The organism is Acidovorax sp. GW821-FHT09A11 (assembly GCF_059418365.1).
Window position 1 is genome coordinate 37,504 of the sequence record NZ_JBWKPS010000004.1, and the last position, 19,283, is coordinate 56,786.

Annotated in this window: 18 protein-coding genes; 9 read left to right on the forward strand and 9 right to left on the reverse strand. The window is 69.8% G+C overall.

The genetic code is table 11. The annotated features are described in order from the left end of the window. Nucleotides 1-576: a DUF3455 domain-containing protein gene (locus AC07PV_RS11270; RefSeq protein ID WP_494596324.1), complete on the reverse strand. Its 576-nt coding sequence runs from the start codon at nucleotides 574-576 to the stop codon at nucleotides 1-3. Nucleotides 577-810: 234 nt separating this feature from the next. Between AC07PV_RS11270 and purT the strand changes: the two genes are divergently transcribed. Further along, complete coding sequence (purT, locus tag AC07PV_RS11275; RefSeq protein ID WP_494596322.1) at nucleotides 811-2,013, forward strand: formate-dependent phosphoribosylglycinamide formyltransferase; 1,203 nt, start codon at nucleotides 811-813, stop codon at nucleotides 2,011-2,013. Between the two features lie 156 nt (nucleotides 2,014-2,169). Here the strand turns inward: purT and AC07PV_RS11280 are convergent, their stop codons facing one another. Next, nucleotides 2,170-3,111: an ATP-binding cassette domain-containing protein gene (locus AC07PV_RS11280; protein WP_218340572.1), complete on the reverse strand. Its 942-nt coding sequence runs from the start codon at nucleotides 3,109-3,111 to the stop codon at nucleotides 2,170-2,172. A gap of 109 nt (nucleotides 3,112-3,220) precedes the next feature. Between AC07PV_RS11280 and AC07PV_RS11285 the strand changes: the two genes are divergently transcribed. Both AC07PV_RS11285 and AC07PV_RS11290 read left to right on the forward strand, forming a co-directional pair. Continuing rightward, a complete protein-coding gene (locus AC07PV_RS11285; protein WP_492254540.1) occupies nucleotides 3,221-4,027 on the forward strand; it encodes a helix-turn-helix domain-containing protein in 807 nt (268 codons plus the stop codon). A gap of 72 nt (nucleotides 4,028-4,099) precedes the next feature. Further along, on the forward strand, nucleotides 4,100-4,726 hold the full coding sequence (locus AC07PV_RS11290; protein ID WP_492254541.1) for an FMN-binding negative transcriptional regulator: 627 nt from the start codon (nucleotides 4,100-4,102) through the stop codon (nucleotides 4,724-4,726). Between the two features lie 27 nt (nucleotides 4,727-4,753). On the opposite strand, the gene AC07PV_RS11295 is transcribed toward AC07PV_RS11290, so the two are convergent. The 3 genes from AC07PV_RS11295 to AC07PV_RS11305 all read right to left on the reverse strand — a co-directional run bounded on the left by AC07PV_RS11295 (nucleotide 4,754) and on the right by AC07PV_RS11305 (nucleotide 9,568). Continuing rightward, complete coding sequence (locus AC07PV_RS11295) at nucleotides 4,754-5,890, reverse strand: GGDEF domain-containing protein (protein WP_494630274.1); 1,137 nt, start codon at nucleotides 5,888-5,890, stop codon at nucleotides 4,754-4,756. Between the two features lie 30 nt (nucleotides 5,891-5,920). Beyond that, entirely contained in the window at nucleotides 5,921-7,402 is a 1,482-nt protein-coding gene (locus AC07PV_RS11300; RefSeq protein WP_218293092.1) for an AMP nucleosidase, read from the reverse strand. 66 nt (nucleotides 7,403-7,468) lie between these two features. Then, nucleotides 7,469-9,568, reverse strand: a complete 2,100-nt coding sequence (locus AC07PV_RS11305; RefSeq protein ID WP_218340570.1) for a putative bifunctional diguanylate cyclase/phosphodiesterase — start codon at nucleotides 9,566-9,568, stop codon at nucleotides 7,469-7,471. A gap of 139 nt (nucleotides 9,569-9,707) precedes the next feature. On the opposite strand from AC07PV_RS11305, the gene dbpA reads away from it, so the two are divergent. The 4 genes from dbpA (at nucleotide 9,708) to AC07PV_RS11325 (ending at nucleotide 14,007) form a co-directional block, all read left to right on the forward strand. Then, entirely contained in the window at nucleotides 9,708-11,111 is a 1,404-nt protein-coding gene (gene dbpA / locus AC07PV_RS11310; protein WP_494630276.1) for an ATP-dependent RNA helicase DbpA, read from the forward strand. A 197-nt stretch (nucleotides 11,112-11,308) separates the two neighbouring features. Further along, complete coding sequence (locus tag AC07PV_RS11315; RefSeq protein WP_369641304.1) at nucleotides 11,309-12,052, forward strand: GntR family transcriptional regulator; 744 nt, start codon at nucleotides 11,309-11,311, stop codon at nucleotides 12,050-12,052. A gap of 122 nt (nucleotides 12,053-12,174) precedes the next feature. Next, complete coding sequence (locus AC07PV_RS11320; RefSeq protein ID WP_494630278.1) at nucleotides 12,175-13,185, forward strand: tripartite tricarboxylate transporter substrate binding protein; 1,011 nt, start codon at nucleotides 12,175-12,177, stop codon at nucleotides 13,183-13,185. Between the two features lie 3 nt (nucleotides 13,186-13,188). Further along, nucleotides 13,189-14,007 carry an amidohydrolase family protein gene (locus tag AC07PV_RS11325; protein ID WP_218340566.1) on the forward strand — a complete coding sequence of 273 codons (819 nt, stop codon included), beginning with the start codon at nucleotides 13,189-13,191 and terminating at the stop codon, nucleotides 14,005-14,007. A 52-nt stretch (nucleotides 14,008-14,059) separates the two neighbouring features. On the opposite strand, the gene AC07PV_RS11330 is transcribed toward AC07PV_RS11325, so the two are convergent. From AC07PV_RS11330 to AC07PV_RS11345, 4 genes are all read right to left on the reverse strand, one after another. Further along, entirely contained in the window at nucleotides 14,060-14,752 is a 693-nt protein-coding gene (locus AC07PV_RS11330) for an ankyrin repeat domain-containing protein (RefSeq protein WP_218340565.1), read from the reverse strand. Nucleotides 14,753-14,838: 86 nt separating this feature from the next. After that, complete coding sequence (locus AC07PV_RS11335) at nucleotides 14,839-15,336, reverse strand: GlcG/HbpS family heme-binding protein (protein WP_218293099.1); 498 nt, start codon at nucleotides 15,334-15,336, stop codon at nucleotides 14,839-14,841. A 187-nt stretch (nucleotides 15,337-15,523) separates the two neighbouring features. After that, nucleotides 15,524-16,147, reverse strand: coding sequence for a response regulator transcription factor (locus AC07PV_RS11340; protein ID WP_218340564.1), 624 nt, complete (start codon nucleotides 16,145-16,147; stop codon nucleotides 15,524-15,526). Beyond that, nucleotides 16,144-17,733: a sensor histidine kinase gene (locus tag AC07PV_RS11345; protein ID WP_494630280.1), complete on the reverse strand. Its 1,590-nt coding sequence runs from the start codon at nucleotides 17,731-17,733 to the stop codon at nucleotides 16,144-16,146. The genes AC07PV_RS11340 and AC07PV_RS11345 overlap by 4 nt, the downstream gene beginning before the upstream one ends. Nucleotides 17,734-17,851: 118 nt before the next feature. On the opposite strand from AC07PV_RS11345, the gene AC07PV_RS11350 reads away from it, so the two are divergent. Together AC07PV_RS11350 and dtd are read left to right on the forward strand one after the other, a co-directional pair. After that, on the forward strand, nucleotides 17,852-18,802 hold the full coding sequence (locus tag AC07PV_RS11350; protein ID WP_218340562.1) for a cation diffusion facilitator family transporter: 951 nt from the start codon (nucleotides 17,852-17,854) through the stop codon (nucleotides 18,800-18,802). Beyond that, entirely contained in the window at nucleotides 18,799-19,281 is a 483-nt protein-coding gene (dtd, locus tag AC07PV_RS11355) for a D-aminoacyl-tRNA deacylase (protein WP_494630282.1), read from the forward strand. Before AC07PV_RS11350 ends, dtd begins: the two co-directional genes overlap by 4 nt. Nucleotides 19,282-19,283 lie beyond the last annotated feature (2 nt).

The window sequence follows — 19,283 nt, forward strand, 5'->3', positions numbered from 1 at the left end:
CTACGCCGCTTTCCAGAAGATGTAGTCGGCCTGGTACTTCACGCTCTGGCGCTCGCCCTTGTTGGCGGCCGCACAGGGCGAGGCAGGCGCCACGCCGCCCTTCAAGGCCACGCGCTGGATGAAGGTCACACCTGCCATCGCGCCGCCGCCCATGGCGGGGTGGGCCTTGACCAGCTGGTAGGGCAGGTTGCCTGCACCCGATGGCGCCACGGCCAACTGGGTGGCCGTCAGCTTGGAGCCATCGGCCGACTCCCAGGTGGCGGGTGGGCCGTAGTAGGTGCCCACTTGCTTGCCGCTGCGGTCGTTCAGTACCGCCTTGGGGCCCACGAACACCCATTCGGTCTGGCCGGGCGCGTTGGCCTTGTCGCGGCATTCATAGGTGATGTCGCCCACGCCGATGGTTTCCATGGCGACCCGGTTGCCGGCGGGTACCTTGATGGCGTCCGGCAGGCTGTCCTGCGAGAACATGGGGCTGGGGGTGGGCTGCTTCATCGCCCCGCAGGCGGCCAGCAGGGCCGTGGCGGCAAGTGCGCCCGTCAGGGCCGCGAAACGGGAGCGCAATGGCTGGGTGTGCATGGTATTTCCCTTTTCTTCAGTGGGTTGAAAAAGCGCAGCGGTCCCAAGAACGGTCTGCTGCCCCTGGGAGTACGCGCGCCAGCGCCGCCTGGATCCACCCGGCGCAAAAAATAGTCCGCACGCCCTGTGGCCGGGGTGGCGGGGCGCGCAACCCGTGCATTAAAGTTGGCCGATCGCCGCGGCTTCACGACCCTTTCTGCCGCCCGTCCTCACTTTTTTTCTGGAAAACCTCCCATGACCACCCTCGGAACCCCGCTGTCGCCCCATGCCACCAAAGTCATGCTGCTGGGCTCGGGCGAGCTGGGCAAGGAGGTGCTGATCGCGCTGCAGCGCCTGGGTGTGGAAACCATCGCCGTGGACCGGTACGAGAACGCCCCCGGCCAGCAGGTGGCCCACCACCAGCGCACCATCACGATGAGCGACCCGGCCCAGCTCAAGGCCCTGATCAAGGCCGAGAAACCCCACCTGGTGGTGCCCGAGATCGAAGCCATCGCCACGCCCATGCTCGAAGAGCTGGAAGCCGCCGGCACCGTGCGCGTGATCCCCACCGCCCGCGCCGCGCGCCTGACCATGGACCGTGAAGGCATCCGCGTGCTGGCCGCCGAGACGCTGGGCCTGCCCACCAGCCCGTACAAGTTCTGCAACTCGCTTGAGGAACTGCAGGCGGCCATCGATGCCGGAATCGGCTACCCCTGCATCGTCAAGCCCGTGATGAGCAGCTCCGGCAAGGGCCAGAGCAAGATCGACGGCCCGGCCGACGTGCAAAAGGCCTGGGACTACGCCATGGCCGGCGGCCGCGTGAGCCATGGCCGTGTCATCGTCGAGGGCTTCATCGACTTCGACTACGAGATCACCCAGCTCACCGTGCGTTCGGTGGGCGCGGACGGCCAGATCGCCACCAGCTTCTGCGACCCCATCGGCCATGTGCAGGTGAGCGGTGACTACGTGGAAAGCTGGCAGCCCCACCCCATGCACCCGGCCGCGCTGGAGAAGTCGCGCCAGATCGCCAAGGCGGTCACGGACAACCTGGGTGGCCAGGGCCTGTTCGGCGTGGAGCTGTTCGTCAAGGGCGAGCAGGTGTGGTTCAGCGAGGTGAGCCCGCGCCCGCACGACACCGGCCTGGTCACGCTGTGCACCCAGCACCAGAGCGAGTTCGAGCTGCACGCCCGCGCCATCCTGGGCCTGCCAGTCGATACCAGCCTGCGCAACCCCGGCGCCAGCGCCGTCATCTACGGCGGCGTGGAGGCCCAGGGCATCGTGTTCGACGGCGTGGACGAGGCCCTCGCCGTGCCCGGCACCGACCTGCGCCTGTTCGGCAAGCCCGAGAGCTTTGCCAAGCGCCGCATGGGCGTGGCACTGGCGCGTGCGGCCGAGGTGGAGACGGCGCGCACCAATGCCAAGCTGGCGGCCAGCAAGGTGAAACCACGCACCCCCTGAGCCGCTTCGCGCCTTCCCTCTGTCTCGCTTCGCGGGAGGGGGACGCCACCCGTGGCCTGGCAAAGCCAGTTCCACGGTGGCACCGGCTTGCGCTGCGTCAGTTTTCGCCGTTGCGTGAAGCGTGGCGCACCGGAGTGCACTGATCCAGACTTCAGTTCAGCCATCCTCGCGGATCTGCCGCCCCGTGAGCTTGAGGAACAGGTCCTCCAGGTTGGCCGGCCGGTGCAGGGTGCGCAGGTGCGGGTGCGCGCCCAGCGCCTGCAGCAGAGGCCCTGCGTTCTGGGTGTAGAAGAACACCGTCTCGCCGCTGATCTCCACGCGCGCCGCCAGGGCCCGCAGGGCGGCATTCTCGGCCAGCGCCACGGCGCCCACGCCGAACACTTCCACCACGTCCGGCTCCAGGTGCTGCGCGATCAGTTCGCGCGGGCGGCCCTCGGCGATCTTCTTGCCGTGGTCCAGCACCAGGAGGCGCGAGCACAGGCGCTCGGCCTCGTCCATGAAGTGGGTGGTCAGCAGGATGGACTTGCCCTGCTGGAGCAGCAACTGCAGGCGCTCCCACATGAGGTGGCGGGCCTGCGGGTCCAGCCCCGTGGTGGGTTCGTCCAGCAGCAGCAGGCGCGGGTCGTTGACGAGTGCGCGGGCCAGGCTCAGGCGCCGCTTCATGCCCCCCGAGAGTTCGCCCGGCTTGGCGTTCGCCTTGTGCGTGAGCGCCGCGAAGTCGAGCAGGCGCGGCACGCGCTCGTCCATCACCGCGCCCTTGAGCCCGAAATAGCGGCCGAACACGCGCAGGTTCTCGGCGCAGGTGAAGTCGGGGTCCAGGGTGTCGAACTGGGTCACCACGCCCAGCTGGGCCTTGATGGCGAGGGCATCGCGCGGCATGTGCAGCGGGGCGCCGCCCGGCGCGGGTGTGAAGTGCACCGCACCGCCGTCGGGCGCCGTCAGGCCCAGGCACATGCGGATGGTGGTGGTCTTGCCCGCGCCGTTCGGGCCGATGACGCCCAGGCATTCGCCGGGAGCGATGGAAAAGGAGACATCGTCCACCACGGTGGTGTTGCCATAGCGCTTGCGCAGTTGCAGGGCTTCGAAGAGTGCGGTCATGGCCTGATTGTGTGCCATGCTGGCACCCCGGGCCGCGCGGCGGATGATGGCCGCACCCCCGCAGAGCGCCCGCCCCTTTGAACGAGAAATGCGCCATCCTGCCTGCACCATGAAACCCAGCCCCGCCGATACCAGCTATGTCGAATTGCCACTGGACGCCCTGGATGCGACCCGGATCGAAGCCGTCTGGCGCTACGACGCGGCGGCCCAAGGCCGGCAACTGGTGCTGCCGGACGGCAGGATGGACCTGGTGGTGCATTGCGCCCTGCGGCCCGATGGCATGGTGGCGTCCGTCTGGCCGGTGATCGCGGGCCCCGCCGACCAGCCCGCGTTCGTGAGCCTGCGCGCCGCGACGGTCGTCCTCGGGGTGCGTTTTCACATGGGCTGGGGCGGCGCCTGCCTGGGCACGGCGCCCGGGGCGCTGCGCAACCGGACGGTTTTCGGCGCCGAGGCCGCGCGGATGCTGGGTCCTTCTTGTGCCACCAACCCCTTGCTGCAGGCGCGCACGCTGCGGGGCGTGGAGCAGGCCTTGCGCTCCACCGCCCGCGCGCTGGCGGCCCGGGCCTCGGTGGCAGCGGCCCAGGGTCGGGCGCTCGCGGCCATCGAGCAGATGGTGCGGCAGGGCCAGACCGTGGAGGAAGGCGGTGGCGGCTGGGCCGTACCCTCCTCGCGCACGCTGCGTCGGGACATGGCGGCGGTGGCGGGCTTGCCCCTGCGGAGCCTGGCGGGCATCCTGCGCTTTCAGCGCGCCATGGACCTGCTGCAGGCCGGCCGCCCTTCGCTGGGCGAGGTCGCCTTGGCGGCGGGCTATGCCGACCAGGCGCACATGACCCGCGAGTTCCGCCGCTACGGGGGCTTCACGCCCGCGGCGCCGGCACCGGCGCCGCTGGTCCGGCGGGCGCCCTGCTTGCCCTGATGGCGTTGGCCGAAACCTTCAAGACGCGCGCGTGCGCAACGGCCAGACTTCCCTCTTTTTTGAGCCCGTGCGATGTACAGCCAATCCCTCTTCTCCATCGACGATGTCCGCGAACTGCAGGGCCTGGTGCGCTCCTACCCCCTGGCGACCGTGGTCGCGGCGGCGCACGCGGGCCTGGAGGCCCACCTGCTTCCGCTTCTGCTGCTGGCCGAAGGCGGCGGCCTGGGGCTGCTTCAGGGCCATGTGGCGCGCATGCACACGCTGGCGCGGTCTGTCCCGCAGGGCGCGGAGGTGCTCGCGGTGTTCCAGAGTCCCAATGCCTATATTTCTCCGCGCTGGTACGTGAACGGCCAGCGCAGCGCGCGCCTGGCCCCCAGCTGGAACTATGTGGCGGTGGAAGCCAGGGGGCGCATCCGCTTCGTCGACGACGGCGGCTGGATGAGGGACCACCTTGCCGCGCTCACGGCGTCCCAGGAGGCGCACCGCGCGCAGCCGTGGTCCCTGCACGATGCCTCGCCCGCCTTCATCGACGAGGCGGCGCTGCATCTGCGGGGCTTCGAGATCGAAGTCACCCGCCTCGAGGGCAAGCGCTTCCTGTCCCAGCAGCGCACGCCCGCGGACCGGTCCAGTCTCGTCGCGCACCTGGCGCTGGAGCGCCAGGGGGCGGCGCACGATGTCGCGGCGCTGATCGTTCCCTGACCGCCTGCCGTTGCCCGGAGGTGGTCTTCAGGTGGCGGCGGTCAGCCGGCCGCGGCCCGTGGCCTTGGCGTCGTAGAGCGCGCTGTCGGCCCGTGCCATCAGGGCCGCCAGGCTGGATTCTCCGGGCTGCAGCACGGCCATGCCGGCGCTGTAGTCCAGGATGAAGCACAGTTCTGCCGCGCTGGCGTCATGCAGCTTGTGGCGCAGGCGCCGGTCGAACGAGACGCCCGCCGACGCCGTGTTGTGCAGCATCAGCACGCCGAACTCCTCGCCCCCGAGCCGCGCAATCAGGTCGCCGCTGCGGCAGGTGTCGCCCAGCAGCCGCGCAAACAGTTGCAGCGCACGGTCGCCCGCGTCGTGCCCGTGGGTGTCGTTGATCTGCTTGAAGTGGTCCAGGTCCAGCATCAGCGCGGTGAGCGGCAGCCGGTGGCGCCATGCATGCGAAAGCAGGTTTTCGCCCTGGGTGGTGAAGCCTCGGCGGTTGAGCAGGCCCGTGAGCCCATCGGTCATGGCCAGCGTGCGCAGCTTCTGCTCTGCCTCGTACCGCCAGGCCACCAGCACGGCGACGGTGCCCAGCACCAGGCTCACGTTGGTGGCCAGCGCCGCGGCCAGGTTGACCGGGTGCGGCGTGCGAAAGCTGGGGTACTCGTCGGTGAAGGCGCCCAGCAGCCCGCGCGCCAGGGTGAAGGCGGCCGAGGTGGCCAGGCAGCCCAGGAGCAGGCTGCGCCAGCGCACGTCGGCGAGCACCAGCGGGTACAGCGTGGCCCGCGCCACGATGCACAGGATGACCGCCATCAGCCCGTTGGCCCAGCCCACGCGCCAGGCGTAGTGGTCAAAACCCAGCGTGTAGCCCAGCGGCGCGGCCACCACCAGCGCCAGCAGCACACGCCGCAGGGGGCGGGGGCCCAGCCATTCTTCCAGCGCGCGGTAGAGCATCCACTGGGCAGCGGCGTTGCATGCGATGGACAGCGTGGACAGCGCCCGGTCCCATAGCGAGGACGACGCGATGATGGCGGCCCAGGCCAGCGCCTGCAGCAGCATGCTGGCCTGCACGTGGCGTGCGGCGCGGCTCACATCCCGCCCCATGATGAGCGGCAGGACGGCCGAGATCATGAACAGGTTGGCGGCCATCGCCGCCATGAGCGTGAGGAAGTCCAGGGGCATGGGAGACGGGGCGCTGCTTCTTTCTTGTCGTCACTGGAAGGCGACTTCGGCAAAGCTGCGCAGCTTGCGGCTGTGCAGCCTGTCCACGCCGCCGTTGCGCAGGATCTCGATGGCGCGCATGCCGATGCGCAGGTGCTGGTCCACGCGCTCGCGGTAGAAGTGGTTGGCCATGCCCGGCAGCTTGATCTCGCCGTGCAGCGGCTTGTCGGAGACGCACAGCAGGGTGCCATACGGCACGCGGAAGCGAAAGCCGTTGGCCGCGATGGTGGCGCTTTCCATGTCCAGCGCCACGGCGCGGCTCTGGCTGAACCGGCGCTGGGGCATGTTGTCGGGCAGCAGTTCCCAGTTGCGGTTGTCGGTGCTGGCCACGGTGCCGGTGCGCATGATGCGCTTGAGCTGGTCCTCCGGCACCCGCGTCACGTCGGCGACGGCCTGCTGCAGCGCCATCTGGATCTCGGCCAGCGCCGGGATGGGTACCCACAGCGGCAGTTCCTCGTCCAGCACGTGGTCCTCGCGCACGTAGGCGTGGGCCAGCACATAGTCGCCCAGCTGCTGGCTGTTGCGCAGGCCCGCGCAATGGCCCAGCATCATCCACGCGTGCGGGCGCAGCACGGCGATGTGGTCGGTGATGGTCTTGGCGTTGGCCGGCCCCACGCCGATGTTGACCATGCTGATGCCGCTCGCGTCCTTGCGCACCAGGTGGTAGCCGGGCATCTGCGGCAGGCGCGGCGGGGCGATGCCCAGCTCGTCGCCCGGCTGCGCGGGCAGGCCCGCGCGGCGAGTGACCACGTTGCCGGGCTCGATGAAGGCCACGTACTCGCTGTCTTCCCTGGCCATCTCGGCGTGGCCCAGGCGCACGAACTCGTCGATGTAGAACTGGTAGTTGGTGAACAGCACGAAGTTCTGGAACCATTCGGGCGCGGTGCCCGTGTAGTGGCGCAGGCGGTGCAGCGAGTAGTCCACGCGCGGCGCGGTGAACAGCGACAGCGGCTGTGCCTCGCCCGGGCGCGCCTGCCAGGTGCCGTTGGCGATGCCGTCGTCCATGGCCGCCAGGTCCGGCAGGTCGAACACGTCGCGCATCAGCATGCGGCGCTCGGCCGTGAGCGTGCCCTCGATGTGGTCGTGCTCGGCGAACGAGAAGTGGATGGGGATGGGGTGCGCGCTGGTGCCCACCTCCAGCTCGACGTTGTGGCTGGCCCGCAGCAGGCGGAACTGCTCGGCGTAGTAGTTGGCGAACAGGTCGGGGCGGGTAAGGGTGGTTTCGTACCGCCCGGGGCCTTCCACGAAGCCGTAGGCCAGCTTGGAGTCCGCCCGTGCCACCGTGGTGGTGTGCACCCGCACGAAGGGATAGAACGCGCGCACCGCGCTTTCGGGCGTCTCGCCCGCCACGAAGCGCTGCATGGCATCGCGCAGGTGGCCGATCTGTTGCTGGTAGATGCGCTGCACCTGGGCCAGCGCTTCGGCCGGGTCGGTGTGGCGGGTGGGGGCGATGAAGTCGGGAATGAGGGGCATGCCCCTATTGTCCACAAGCCGGGAACGTGTTTGTGTGACGGGCTGGCGCCGGGGCCGCGGAGGGCCTCAGGAATTGACCGCCAGCAGGGGCTCCAGGCCGTGGAAGTCGCGCATCCAGCGCAGGATGGACGCGGCGTCCCGGGGCACCGACACCACATGGCCCTGGATCAGGTCGCACCCCAGGCCCGCCAGCAGATCCACCTGCGCCTGTGTCTCCACCCCCTCGGCCACGGTCCTGATCTGCAGGCTGCGGCCCATCTGGATGATGGCGGTGACGATGGCCACGTCGTCGGCGTTGTCCGGGGTGTCGACCACGAAGGAGCGGTCGATCTTGAGCTTGTCGATCGGGTAGCGCTTGAGGTAGGCCAGCGATGAGTACCCGGTGCCGAAATCATCGATGGAGATTCCGACGCCGAGTGCCTTGAGGGCATTGAGGGTGTCCAGCACCTGGCCCGTCTGGTGCATCAGCACGGATTCGGTGAGTTCGATCTCCAGGTACTGCGGTGCCAGCCCGGTCTCGTGCAGCATGGCCGCGATCTCGCCCGCCACGTCGCGCTGGCGGAATTCGAGGGCCGACAGGTTCACCGCCACCGGCACCATGGCCAAGCCCTGGTCCTGCCACTCCCGGAGCTGGCGACAGGCCTCGCGCATCACCCAGCGGCCAATGGGGGTGATGAGGCCGCGGGATTCCGAGAAGGTGATGAACTCATCCGGACCGACCAGGCCGCGCTGGGGATGGCGCCAGCGCACCAGGGCCTCGAAGCCGCGCAGCGAGCCGTCTTCCAGGCAGATCTGGGGCTGGTAGTGCAGCACGAAGGCGTTGTGGACGATGGCCTCGCGCAGCAGCCGCTCGTGCTGCAGCACATCGATGGCGCTGGCCTCCATGCTGGGTTCGTAGAACTGGCGGTTGCCCCGGCCGCTTTCCTTGGCGTGGTGCATGGCCGCGTCGGCGCAGCGCAGCAGCGCGTCGCCGGTGGCGGCATGCTCCGGAAAGAGGCTGATGCCGATGGACGGCGAGACGGTCAGCGGCACCTGGTCGAGCGTGAACACGCCGTGCATGGAGTCGAGCAGCTTGTCGGCCACCCTGGCGGCGTCATCGGGGCTTTGCACGTCGGTCAGGACCACCACGAACTCATCACCGCCCAGCCGCGCCACCACGTCGGCATCGCGCACGCCCTGGCGCAGCCGCTCGGCCACGTTGCACAGCAACTGGTCGCCCGCGTGGTGGCCGAGCGAGTCGTTCACCGTCTTGAAATGGTCCAGGTTCACGAACAGGACGGCCGCGCGGCCGTGGCGCCTGCGCGCCAGCGACAGCACCTGCGACAGCTGCTCCATCAGGAAATGCCGGTTGGGCAACTGCGTGAGGGTGTCGTGCAGCGCGATGAAGGCCTCGCGCTCCTGCGCCTGCTTGCGCGCGGTGATGTCCCGCACCACCACGATGCGGTAGTCCGCATGGTGCAGCGGCATGGTCTTGCCCACCACCTCGACGGGGATGGCATGCCCGTCCTTGTGGCGGATGGTCACTTCGTAGGGGTCTTCGCGCCCGCTGCGGGTGTAGTCCAGCGCCACGGCCCGCCATTCGGGACTGATGAAGTGGAAGATCGAGACCCCCAGCACCTCCTGCAGCCCGTAGCCCACCAGGCGGGTGAGCGCCTCGTTGCCGTCCGTGATGATGCCGTCGCGGTGGAACACGATGGCCTCGTCCGTGGCCTCGGTGAACTTGCGCATGCGCTCTTCGCTCTGGCGCACCTGGCGTTCCGCGCGCCAGCGCTCGGTGATGTCGGTGATCAGCACGAACGAGCCCAGCTGCTGCGAGCCGGCGCCGAAGTGCGGGATCAGGTTGACCTCGATCATGCGCGTCTCGCCATTGGGCAGGATCTGCTCGCGCGTGTACTTCACGTGCTCGCGGCGCGTGGAGCGCTCCACATGCGGCTGGATCACCTGCCAGGCCTTGTCGCCAATGGCTTCCTGCACCGTGAGCCCCAGGATCGATTCGGTCGTGTGGCCGTTGTAGGCGGCGTAGCCCTGGTTGGCGAACTGGCAGCGCAGGCCGGGCAGGTCGAAGTACGCCATCAATGCGGGCACGGAATCGGCGATCAGGCGCAGCAGCGAGTCGCTGGAGCCCCCCTGGCCAGGGGCGTTGGCTGCGTTGATTGAATCTGGCATGTCCCACCCGGTGCTGAGAAGGTGTGGCGGTCTGCACGCGGCCCCGTGGAGATCGCCAGCACGTTCTTCCGTTATAGCCGATAGACCTTGCGCGCGTGCAAGGTAGTTGCCCGGATACCCCGGGCGGGATAATCGGGCCATGACCTCCAAAGAAAACCAAGCCGGCACTGATTTCAGCACGCTGGCCCTGAGCCCTGCCATGCTGTCCAACCTGCAGCAGCTGGGCTACATGCAAATGACTCCGATTCAGGCGGCCAGCCTGCCGCCCGCGCTGCTGGGCAAGGACCTGATCGCCCAGGCCAGCACCGGCAGCGGCAAGACCGCCGCCTTCGCCCTGGCCCTGCTGGCCAACCTCAACCCGCGCCGCTTCGCCGTGCAGGCGCTGGTGCTGTGCCCCACGCGCGAGCTGGCCGACCAGGTGACCACCGAGATCCGGCGCCTGGCGCGCGCGGAAGAGAACATCAAGGTCGTGACCCTGTGCGGCGGCGTGCCGCTGCGCGCCCAGACGCTGAGCCTGGAGCACGGCGCCCACATCGTCGTGGGCACGCCCGGCCGCGTGATGGACCACCTGGAGCGCCAGCACCTCAGCCTGGAAGCGCTGAACACCCTGGTGCTCGACGAGGCCGACCGCATGCTCGACATGGGCTTCTTCGACGACATCGTGGTGGTGGCCAAGCAGTGTCCCAAGGAGCGCCAGACCCTGCTGTTCTCGGCCACCTACCCCGAGGGCATCGCCAAGCTCAGCGCTCAGTTCATGAAGGCGCCGGTGCAGATCACGGTGCAGGCCCAGCATGCCGAGGGCAAGATCGAGCAGCGCTGGTACGAGGTGAAGCACAGCGAGCGCCTGCACGCGGTGTCCCAGCTGCTCAACCACTTCCGGCCCGAATCGTCGATCGCCTTTTGCAACACCAAGCAGCAGTGCCGCGACCTGGTGGGCGTGCTGCAGGCGCAGGGCTTCAGCGCGCTGGCGCTGTACGGCGAGCTGGAGCAGCGCGAGCGCGACCAGGTGCTGGTGCAGTTCGCCAACAGGAGCTGCTCGGTGCTGGTGGCCACCGACGTGGCGGCGCGCGGGCTTGATATCGCCAACCTGGCCGCCGTGATCAATGTGGACGTGACGCCCGACCCCGAGGTGCACATCCACCGCATCGGCCGCACGGGCCGGGGCGACGCCGAGGGCCTGGCGCTCAACCTGGCCAGCCTGGACGAGATGGGCAGCGTGGGCAAGATCGAGGTGCTGCAGGGCCGGGAGTCGCGCTGGTTCCCGGTGGCGGAGCTCACGCCCGCGGGCAGCGGCCCGCTGGTGCCGCCCATGGTCACCATCCAGATCATCGGCGGCCGCAAGGAGAAGATCCGCGCGGGCGACGTGCTGGGCGCGCTGACCGGCGAGATGGGCTACACCCGCGAGCAGATCGGCAAGATCAACGTGAACGACTTCTCCACCTACGTGGCGGTGGACCGCGCCATCGGCGCCCAGGCCGCGCAGCGCCTGAACCAGGGCCGGGTGAAGGGCAAGGCCGTGAAGGCCCGCCTGGTGACGGATTGATGGCGGCTTGCCGGTGGGGGCACCCCCCATCAGGATGGCAAATGCCGCTGGACCTTGTCCGGCGGTTTTTTTTGCTCCTTTTTGTGGGTAGCTGATCGTCCGCAACGGGACCCCATCCCGAAGCCTGGGCATCCGCCGCCGTGCCTGTGGTATTCACTTATTGTGCAAAGACCTATAGAGGACTATAGTTCTTTGCCATGATCTCCCATTCAAAAGTCGTGGCGCTGGATTCCTCCCCGGGCCTGAGCCGGTACGCCGCCCTGGCGGCTGCACTGCGTGCCCGCGTGGTGGCCGGCGAATGGCCGCCTGGCTCGGCCCTGCCGGCAGAAAGCCTGCTGGCCACGGAGCACCAGGTGGCGCTGGGCACCATGCGCCGTGCGCTGGAACTCCTGGTGGCGCAAGGGCTGGTGGAGCGCATCCACGGCCGGGGCACCTTTGTGCGCCAGGGCATTGCCGGCGCCTCGATGCTGCGGTTTTTCCGGTTTGACAGCGGCGGCGGCGAAATGCCGCGCTCGCGCATCCTGTCGCGCCAGCGCATGGCGGCCCCGGCTGCCGTGGCCCGCAGGCTGGGCCTGGCCACGGGCGAGATGGTGCTGCGGCTGCAGCGCCTGCGCCTGCTGGCCGACCAGCCCTGCCTGCTGGAAGACCTGTGGCTGCCGCTGGATGTGTTTGCGCCCCTGGCAGAAGGAAACACCGCGGAGTGGGACGACCTGCTGTACCCCATGTTCGCGCGCCGCTGCGGTGTGCATGTGCACCGGGCCGTGGACGACATTGGCTTTGCCATGCTGACAGCCCCGCAGGCCGTCCACCTGGGGCTGGCCGCAGGCCATCCGGGCGTGGTGGTGCAACGGGCCGCCTACGACCTGGGCGGGCGCTGCATCGAATGGCGCACCACGCGCGGCGATGCCCACGCCTTTCACTACACCGTGACCATTACATGAACGGCACCCCTGTGCGGTGCCACGGGCCTGGCAAGGCCCGTGCCGCTGCGCCTGCCGGCCTGGGGCGCGCCGCTTCAGGCGCACTCCCATGAACGACTGAAGACGAAACCAAGGAGACCCGTATGCACCATCTATCCGATCCTCTGAATTCACCAGATCTGTCGCGTCGTGCGGCGCTGGCTGCCGTGGGTGTCACGCTGGCAGCGCCCTGGGTGCGCACCCACGCCGCGGGCGTGGGGGGCGGGCGCGCCGTGACCCTGGTCGTCTCCTACCCCGCAGGCGGCGGCGCCGACCTGATGGCGCGCATCATCGCGCCCCGCATGGCCGAGGCGCTGGGGCAGGGCGTGGTGGTGGACAACAAGCCCGGCGCCAGCGGCCAGCTGGCCGCATCGGCCGTGGCCCGCGCCACGCCGGATGGCACGACCCTGCTGCTCGATGCGTCGTCGTTCGCCGTCAATCCATCGCTGTATCCCAAGCTGCCCTACGACAGCAACACCGCCTTTGTGCCGCTGGCCGTGCTGGCGACCTTTCCGAACGTGCTGGTGTGCCACCCGGGCTTCGGTGTCAATTCCGTCAAGGAAGTCATCGCGCGCGCCAAGGCCAAGCCCGAAGAGGTGGCCTATGCGTCGTCCGGCAATGGCTCGGCCCAGCATCTGGCCGGGGCGCTGTTTGAAGAGCGCACGGGCGTGCGCCTGTCCCACATTCCCTACCGTGGGGGCGGCCCTGCCATGAACGACGTGATGGGCGGGCAGGTGCCGCTGTTCTTTGCCAATGTGGCCTCGTCCCTGGGCCACATCCAGGCAGGCAAGCTGCGGCCGCTGGCGGTAACCAGTGCGCTGCGCGCCCGATCGCTGCCGGATGTGCCCACCATGGCGCAGGCCGGCGTGGCCGACTACGAAGTGCTGGAATGGAATCCGGTGCTGGCCCCGGCGGGCATTGTGCCCGAGGTGCGCACGCAGCTGGTCAACGCCATCCGCAAGGCGCTGGCCGACCCCGAGGTGCTGGGCCGCATCCGCGCGCTGGGCGGCGATGCCTTTCCCGACGCGACCCAGGCCAGCGCCGGCAGGTTCATCCAGGCCCAGCAAGCGCAATGGGGCAAGGTCATCCGCGAGCGCAAGATCGTGGTGGGCTGACCCATGAGTGCGCTGGCCCCCTCCGCGCCGTTGCGGGATGTCCCGGAGGGATGGGACACGCACGTCCATGTCTTTGATGCCGCCGCCCCGGTCCAGGCCGGGCACTACCAGCCCGCGCACCAGCCCCTCGAACGCATTGAGGCCGAAGCCGCGAGGCTGGGCGTGGGGCACCTCGTGCTGGTGCAGCCCAGCGTGTACGGCACCGACAACCGGCTTGTGCTCGAGGCCCTGGCGCGCGAGCCGGGTCGGCACCGCGCGGTGGTCGTGGTGGATACCGACATTGCCGATGACGCGCTGCAGACCATGCACACGCTGGGCGTGCGCGGCGTGCGTTTCAATCTGGTGTCCCCGGTGGGCAACGGGGCGCAGGCCATGCAGTCGCTGGCGCCCCGCCTGAAGGCACTGGGCTGGCATGTGCAGTGGTATGCGGCGCCTGCCCAGCTGGCGCAGATCGCCCAGCTGCATGCGCAAACGGGCCTGCCCTGCGTGCTGGACCACCTGGCGGGCATGCATGCCGCCCTGGCGCGGGACGATGCGGCCTGGCAGGCGCTGGCAAGGCTGGCCGGCCTGGGGGCGTGGATCAAGCTGTCAGGCTGGTACCGCCTGCAGGCCGCGGCGCCCTACGCCGAACTGCACGATGCGATCCGCCGCGTGGCCGGGCTGGCGGGGGAGCGGCTGGTGTGGGGTTCGGACTGGCCGCATACCGCATTTGCACCGGACTCCATGCCCGCCTACGCGAGTGTGTGGGAGCCGGTGGTGAATGCCCTGGGCGCGGTACGCGCCGACAGGGTGCGCATGGCGGGCGCAGCGCTGTACCGCTGAAGTGGGTGGGGGCAGTGCGCCCGCACGGGTGCATCCCGCATCCGCTGGCTACCTACCTGGCGCCCGATGCTTCCAGCATCCGCACCATCTCGCTGAAGCCCCGCTGGCGGGCCAGCTGCAGTGGCGTGTTGCCCTGCCGGTCGGTCAGCGCATGGCTGGCGCCGGCCTGCAGCAGCGCCTGCAGCGTGGCCTGGTGGCGCGGCCCTCCGTCGCCCAGCACGATGGACTCGATCAGCGCCGTCCAGTGCAGGTTGTTCAGATGGTCCAGCGGAGCGCCGGCGGCGATCAGCTGGCGCACCACGCCGTCGTGCCCCAGGTGGGCCGCGGCGATCAGTGCCGTGCCGTCGTACCGGCTCGTCACCTGCCCGGCGCGGGCGCCCAGGGCCAGCAGCAGGCGCAGGGTGTCTTCGTCGTCCGCCACCGCCGCGATGGTCACGGCGTCGTAGCGGTCGTTCTCCAGCGCATTCACATCGGCCCGGGCCTGCACCAGCTGCCGGATCACATCGCGCTGGCGGGCGAACGTGGCCACGTGCAGCGGCGTGCGGCCGTGGGCATCGCGGGCATTCACATCGGCGCGTGCCGCCACGAGCTTTTGCAGCATGCCCACATCGCCGCGCGCGGCGGCGGCGTGCAGGCCCTGGTAGGCCGCCGTTTGCGCCGCGGTGGGCGCCACCTGCGCCTGGGCGGGCTGCGCCAGCAGCAGGGCCGCGGCCAGGGCCAGGGGCATTGCGGTGTGTCGGTTCATGGCGTGTCCCTTCAGCGGTTCGTGGTGCTTTGGCGGGTGTCTGCGCAGCGGGCGAGCGCCCCAGGAAGGGGCGCTGCGCTGTGGGCTTACTTCAGCTGGTCCGCCACCTTGGCGATGGCGGCCATGGCGCATTGCTCGTCCAGGTGACCGCCGGGCGCGCCGCCCACGCCCACGGCGCCGATGACTTCATTGCCCACCTTCAGGGGCACGCCGCCGCCCAGCAGCAGGTAGCCGGGGATCTGGCCCAGGTTGGCGGCGGCGGGGTTCTTCTGCGAGCCTTCCATGATGGCCAGCGTGGTGTTCTTGGCCGATGCCGAGGTGTAGGCCTTCAGGCGGCTGGCTTCCAGGGTGTGGGGGCCGGCGTTGTCGGCACGCTGCACGGCGCGCACGGTGCCGGCGCGGTCCACCACGGTGGCGGTCACGTTGTAGCCGGAGGCCGTGCACGCGGCCACGGTGTGGGCGGCGATCTGATTGGCCAGGTCCAGCGAGATGTTCTTTTCGGTGCGCACGCCTTCGGCGCTGGCAGCGGCGCAGGCGGCCAGGGACAGGGTGAGGGCGGCGGCTTTGGCAAGGGTGTTCTGCATGGTGTTCTCCGTGGGCGTTCGGTGGTTTCGGGTCCGGTGCCACCCGTTGTGGCGCCGTGGGAGAACTGTAGGAAACGGCGTGGATTCCGGCCATTCGTACGCCTACGCCGGGGCCTCCGTAGAACTACGGAGTGCCCGCCCGGGGCGGTGGGCGGTTTGAAGGCCGCATCCGCAGCCTGCGGGCTGGCTATTGCACCAGGGCGGCGTAGCGCCGGATCAGTTGCGCCAGCGACTCGGCCCCGAGCTTGGCGAACAGGTTGGCGCGGTGGGTTTCCACCGTGCGGGGCGAGAGTGCCAGCACCCGGCCGATTTCCTTGTTGGTCAGGCCCTCGACGATGAGGCCCAGCACCTCGCGCTCGCGGCCCGAGAGCTGGGCGTAGCGCTCGCGGGCCTGCTGGTCGGCCTGGTGGCGTTCGCGCGAACGCACATGCTGGCGCACGGCGTTCTGCAGGGCTTCGATCAGCACCTCGTCATCCACCGGTTTTTCCAGGAACTCCGCCGCGCCTGTCTTGAAGGCGCGGCGGCACATCTCCACCGTGCCGTGGCCGGTGAGCAGGACCACCGGCTGGTCCACGCCCTGCGCCAGCAGTTGCTCCAGCACCGCGAGGCCGCTGATGCCGGGCATGCGCACATCCAGCACGATGGCGCCGATGCTGGCCCGGTCAAACCCGGCCATGAAGGCATGCGGGTCGGCCCAGGTCTGCACGCGCAGCCCGACGGTGCTGATGAGCAGGCCCAGGCTGTCGCGCACGGCGGCGTCGTCGTCCACCAGGTGAATGAGGGGGGAAAGGGACGTGGCGCTGTCGCTCATGGCTGCGGAGAGGGTGGCGCGGCGGCAGGGGTGCCAGGCGCCGCGGGCAGCACCAGCACGAACTCGGCGCCGCGTTGGGCGGCGGCGTTGCCTGGCGCCGCAGGGGCCAGTTCCAGGCTGGCGCCCATGGCCTGGGCAAGGCTTTCGCACAGTGTCAGGCCCAGCCCCAGGCCGCACGAGCGCGTGGTGTAGAAGGGCTCGAACAGATGCTCGCGGGCTTCGGGCGGCACGCCGGGGCCGTGGTCGCGAACCGACAGGGCGATCCGCGTGCCATCCCGCGCCGACAGCCGCAGCGTGAGCCGGCGTTCGGCGGGGGGAACCTGCTCCATGGCCTGCATGGCGTTCATCAGCAGGTTGTGGATGATCTGCTGCAAGGCCACGGGCTCGGCCAGCACGGGCGCCAGGTCGGGCGCCACCGTCACCTCGGCCGCGATGGCGCGCTGCGCCAGCTCGGGCTCCAGCAGGTGCAGCACATCTTGCAGCGCCGTGGCCAGGTGCAGCGGCTGGGCCTGCGCCGACAGGTCGGGTCGCTCCACCAGGCGGCGCAGGCGGCCCACCACCGTGGAGGCACGCCGGGCCTGCTCCACCGCGCGCGCCATGGCCGTCTGGGCCGTCTCCAGATCCGGCGGGTCGTCCGCCAGCAGCCGCTGCGCGGCCTGGGTGCTGGACAGCAGCGCCGTGAGCGGCTGGTTCAGCTCGTGGGCCATGCCCGCGGCCAGCTCGCCCAGGGTGTTCAGGCGGGCGACCTGGCCGAGCCGCAGCAGCTCTTCCGCCCGCTGGCGCGCAATGCGCTGGCGCCACAGCGCCCGGCCCGCCGCCCACAGCGCGGCGGTCAGCACGCACCAGCCCAGCATGCCCAGCCAGGGAAGCTCGCGCAGGCCCACATGGCGCTGCGCCACCACATCCAGGGGCTGGCTCGGCGCCGCGAGCAGCTTGTGAAAACCATACGACCAGCCCAGGCCCCAGCGGCCCGGTTCCGTGCGGCCCGGCTGCACGACGAAGGCCGTGCCGCCCTGGGCGAGCGTGACGCGCACCGGGCTGCTGTCCATGGCCATCGGCCATTCGTCCCGGGGGATGGTCATGCGCAGGTCGATCTGCAGCGCATAGCTTGCGGGGGTGCTGGCCAGCACCAGGTGGTAGCGGCCCGCAGGCAGGTCGGGCAGTGCCATTTCGGCATGGCCTGACTGGCGCGATGCGGCCTCGGCGGCCGCCAGGGCCGGCTGCAGCGCGGTGGGCCATGCGCCCCCCGCAGGCCGCTGCAGCACGGAAAGGATCTGCGGGTAGACCGAAGGCAGGCGCGGCAGCGGGGAGGCTGCCGTGGCCTCTTCGGTGGCGCGCGCGGCATCCGGGGTGGCGCCTGGCTCCGGAGGCTGCAGCAGGGCCAGGGTGGCCATCACCGCGTCGTGCTGCACCACGCGCTGGCTCAGGAGCCGGTGCACGATACGGGCATCGGTCTCGAAGGCCTCCCGCAGCTGCTGCAGGCGCGCGTGAACCAGCCAGCCCGCGCCGGCGCAGGCCACCACGGCCCACAGCAGCAGGCCGGTGAAATGAACCCGCGCGAAACGGCGGCGCCATGCCCTGGTCATGCGCCGATTCTGGCATGGGGCCCTGGCGGTGGCTGCGCGGCGCAGCCTCTCTGGCTCTGGTGTAATCGGCTGCGCTCGCCGGTTTCCGTTTCCCCTGTCGCGTCTGGATGCCTCTCTCATGCCTGCAACTGCCCCCGTGGTCCATCGCTGGTTCTCGCCCCGCAACCTGCTGTGGGCTTCCGTGGCGGTGGCCGTGGTCACCATCCTGCTCAAGACCCTGGCCTGGCTGGTGACGGGGTCGGTCGGGCTGCTGTCGGATGCGATGGAGTCGTTCGTCAACCTGGCCAGCGCGATGTTCGCGCTGGCGATGGTGACCGTGGCGCAGCGCCCGGCCGACGACGACCATCCCTATGGCCACCACAAGGCCGAATACTTCTCGTCGGGTTTCGAGGGCATCCTGATCGTGGGCGTGTCCGTGGGCATCCTGTGGGCGGCGGGCCACCGCCTGGTGGCGCCCCAGCCCCTGGAGCAGGTCGGCTGGGGCCTGGGCCTTTCGGTGCTCAGCTCGGCGCTCAATGGCCTGCTGGCCTGGCTCATGTTCCGTTCGGCGCGCGAGCACCGCTCCATCGCGCTGGAGGCCGATGCCCGCCACCTTGTCACCGATGTGTGGACCTCCGCCGGCGTGCTGGTGGGCATCGCCGGCGCGGCCCTGACCGGCTGGCTGTGGCTGGATGCGCTGGCGGCGATCGTGGTGGCGCTGAACATCCTGAAAGAGGGGCTGGAGCTGGTCTGGCGCTCGTCCCAGGGCCTCATGGATTCGGCGGTGGAACCCGAGGTGCAAGCCACCATCGACGCCACCTTGCAGCAGTTCGTGCAATCGCAGGCGCCCGGCGCCGTGCGGTTCGACCATGTCTCCACCCGCCGCGCGGGCCAGCGCCGGTTTGTGGACATGCACCTGCACATGCCCGCCGACTGGACCCTGCGCCACGCCGCCGAGCTGCGCGGCCAGGTCGAGCGCGCGCTGATGGCCGCCGTGCCCGGCCTGCGCGCCACCATCGAGCTGCTGCCCTCCGACGTGGAAGCGCATTTCGACGACCCCCGTGACGATTTGAAGGATGCCGTGAAGTGATCAGCGTATTGCAACGTGTGCGCGAAGCGCGCGTAGATGTGGACGGGCAGACCGTGGGCGCCATCGGCGCAGGCCTGCTGGTGCTGGTGTGTGCCGAACGCGGTGACACGGAGATGGAGGCCGACAAGCTGCTGGCCAAGATCCTCAAGCTGCGCATTTTTTCGGACGCCGCAGGCAAGATGAACCAGAGCGTGCAGGACACCGGTGGCGGCCTGCTGCTGGTCAGCCAGTTCACCCTGGCGGCAGACACCACCGGCGGCAACCGCCCCAGCTTCACCCAGGCGGCTGCACCCGATGAGGGGCGGCGGCTGTACGACTATGTGGTTGCCCAGGCGCGCAAGGTGCACCCCGAGGTGGCCACGGGCCAGTTTGCCGCCGATATGCAGGTGCATCTCATCAATGACGGCCCGGTGACCATCCCGCTGCGGATACCTCCTAGAGCGGATTGGCAGTCAAAAAAGATAGCATTCAGCGCTTGATG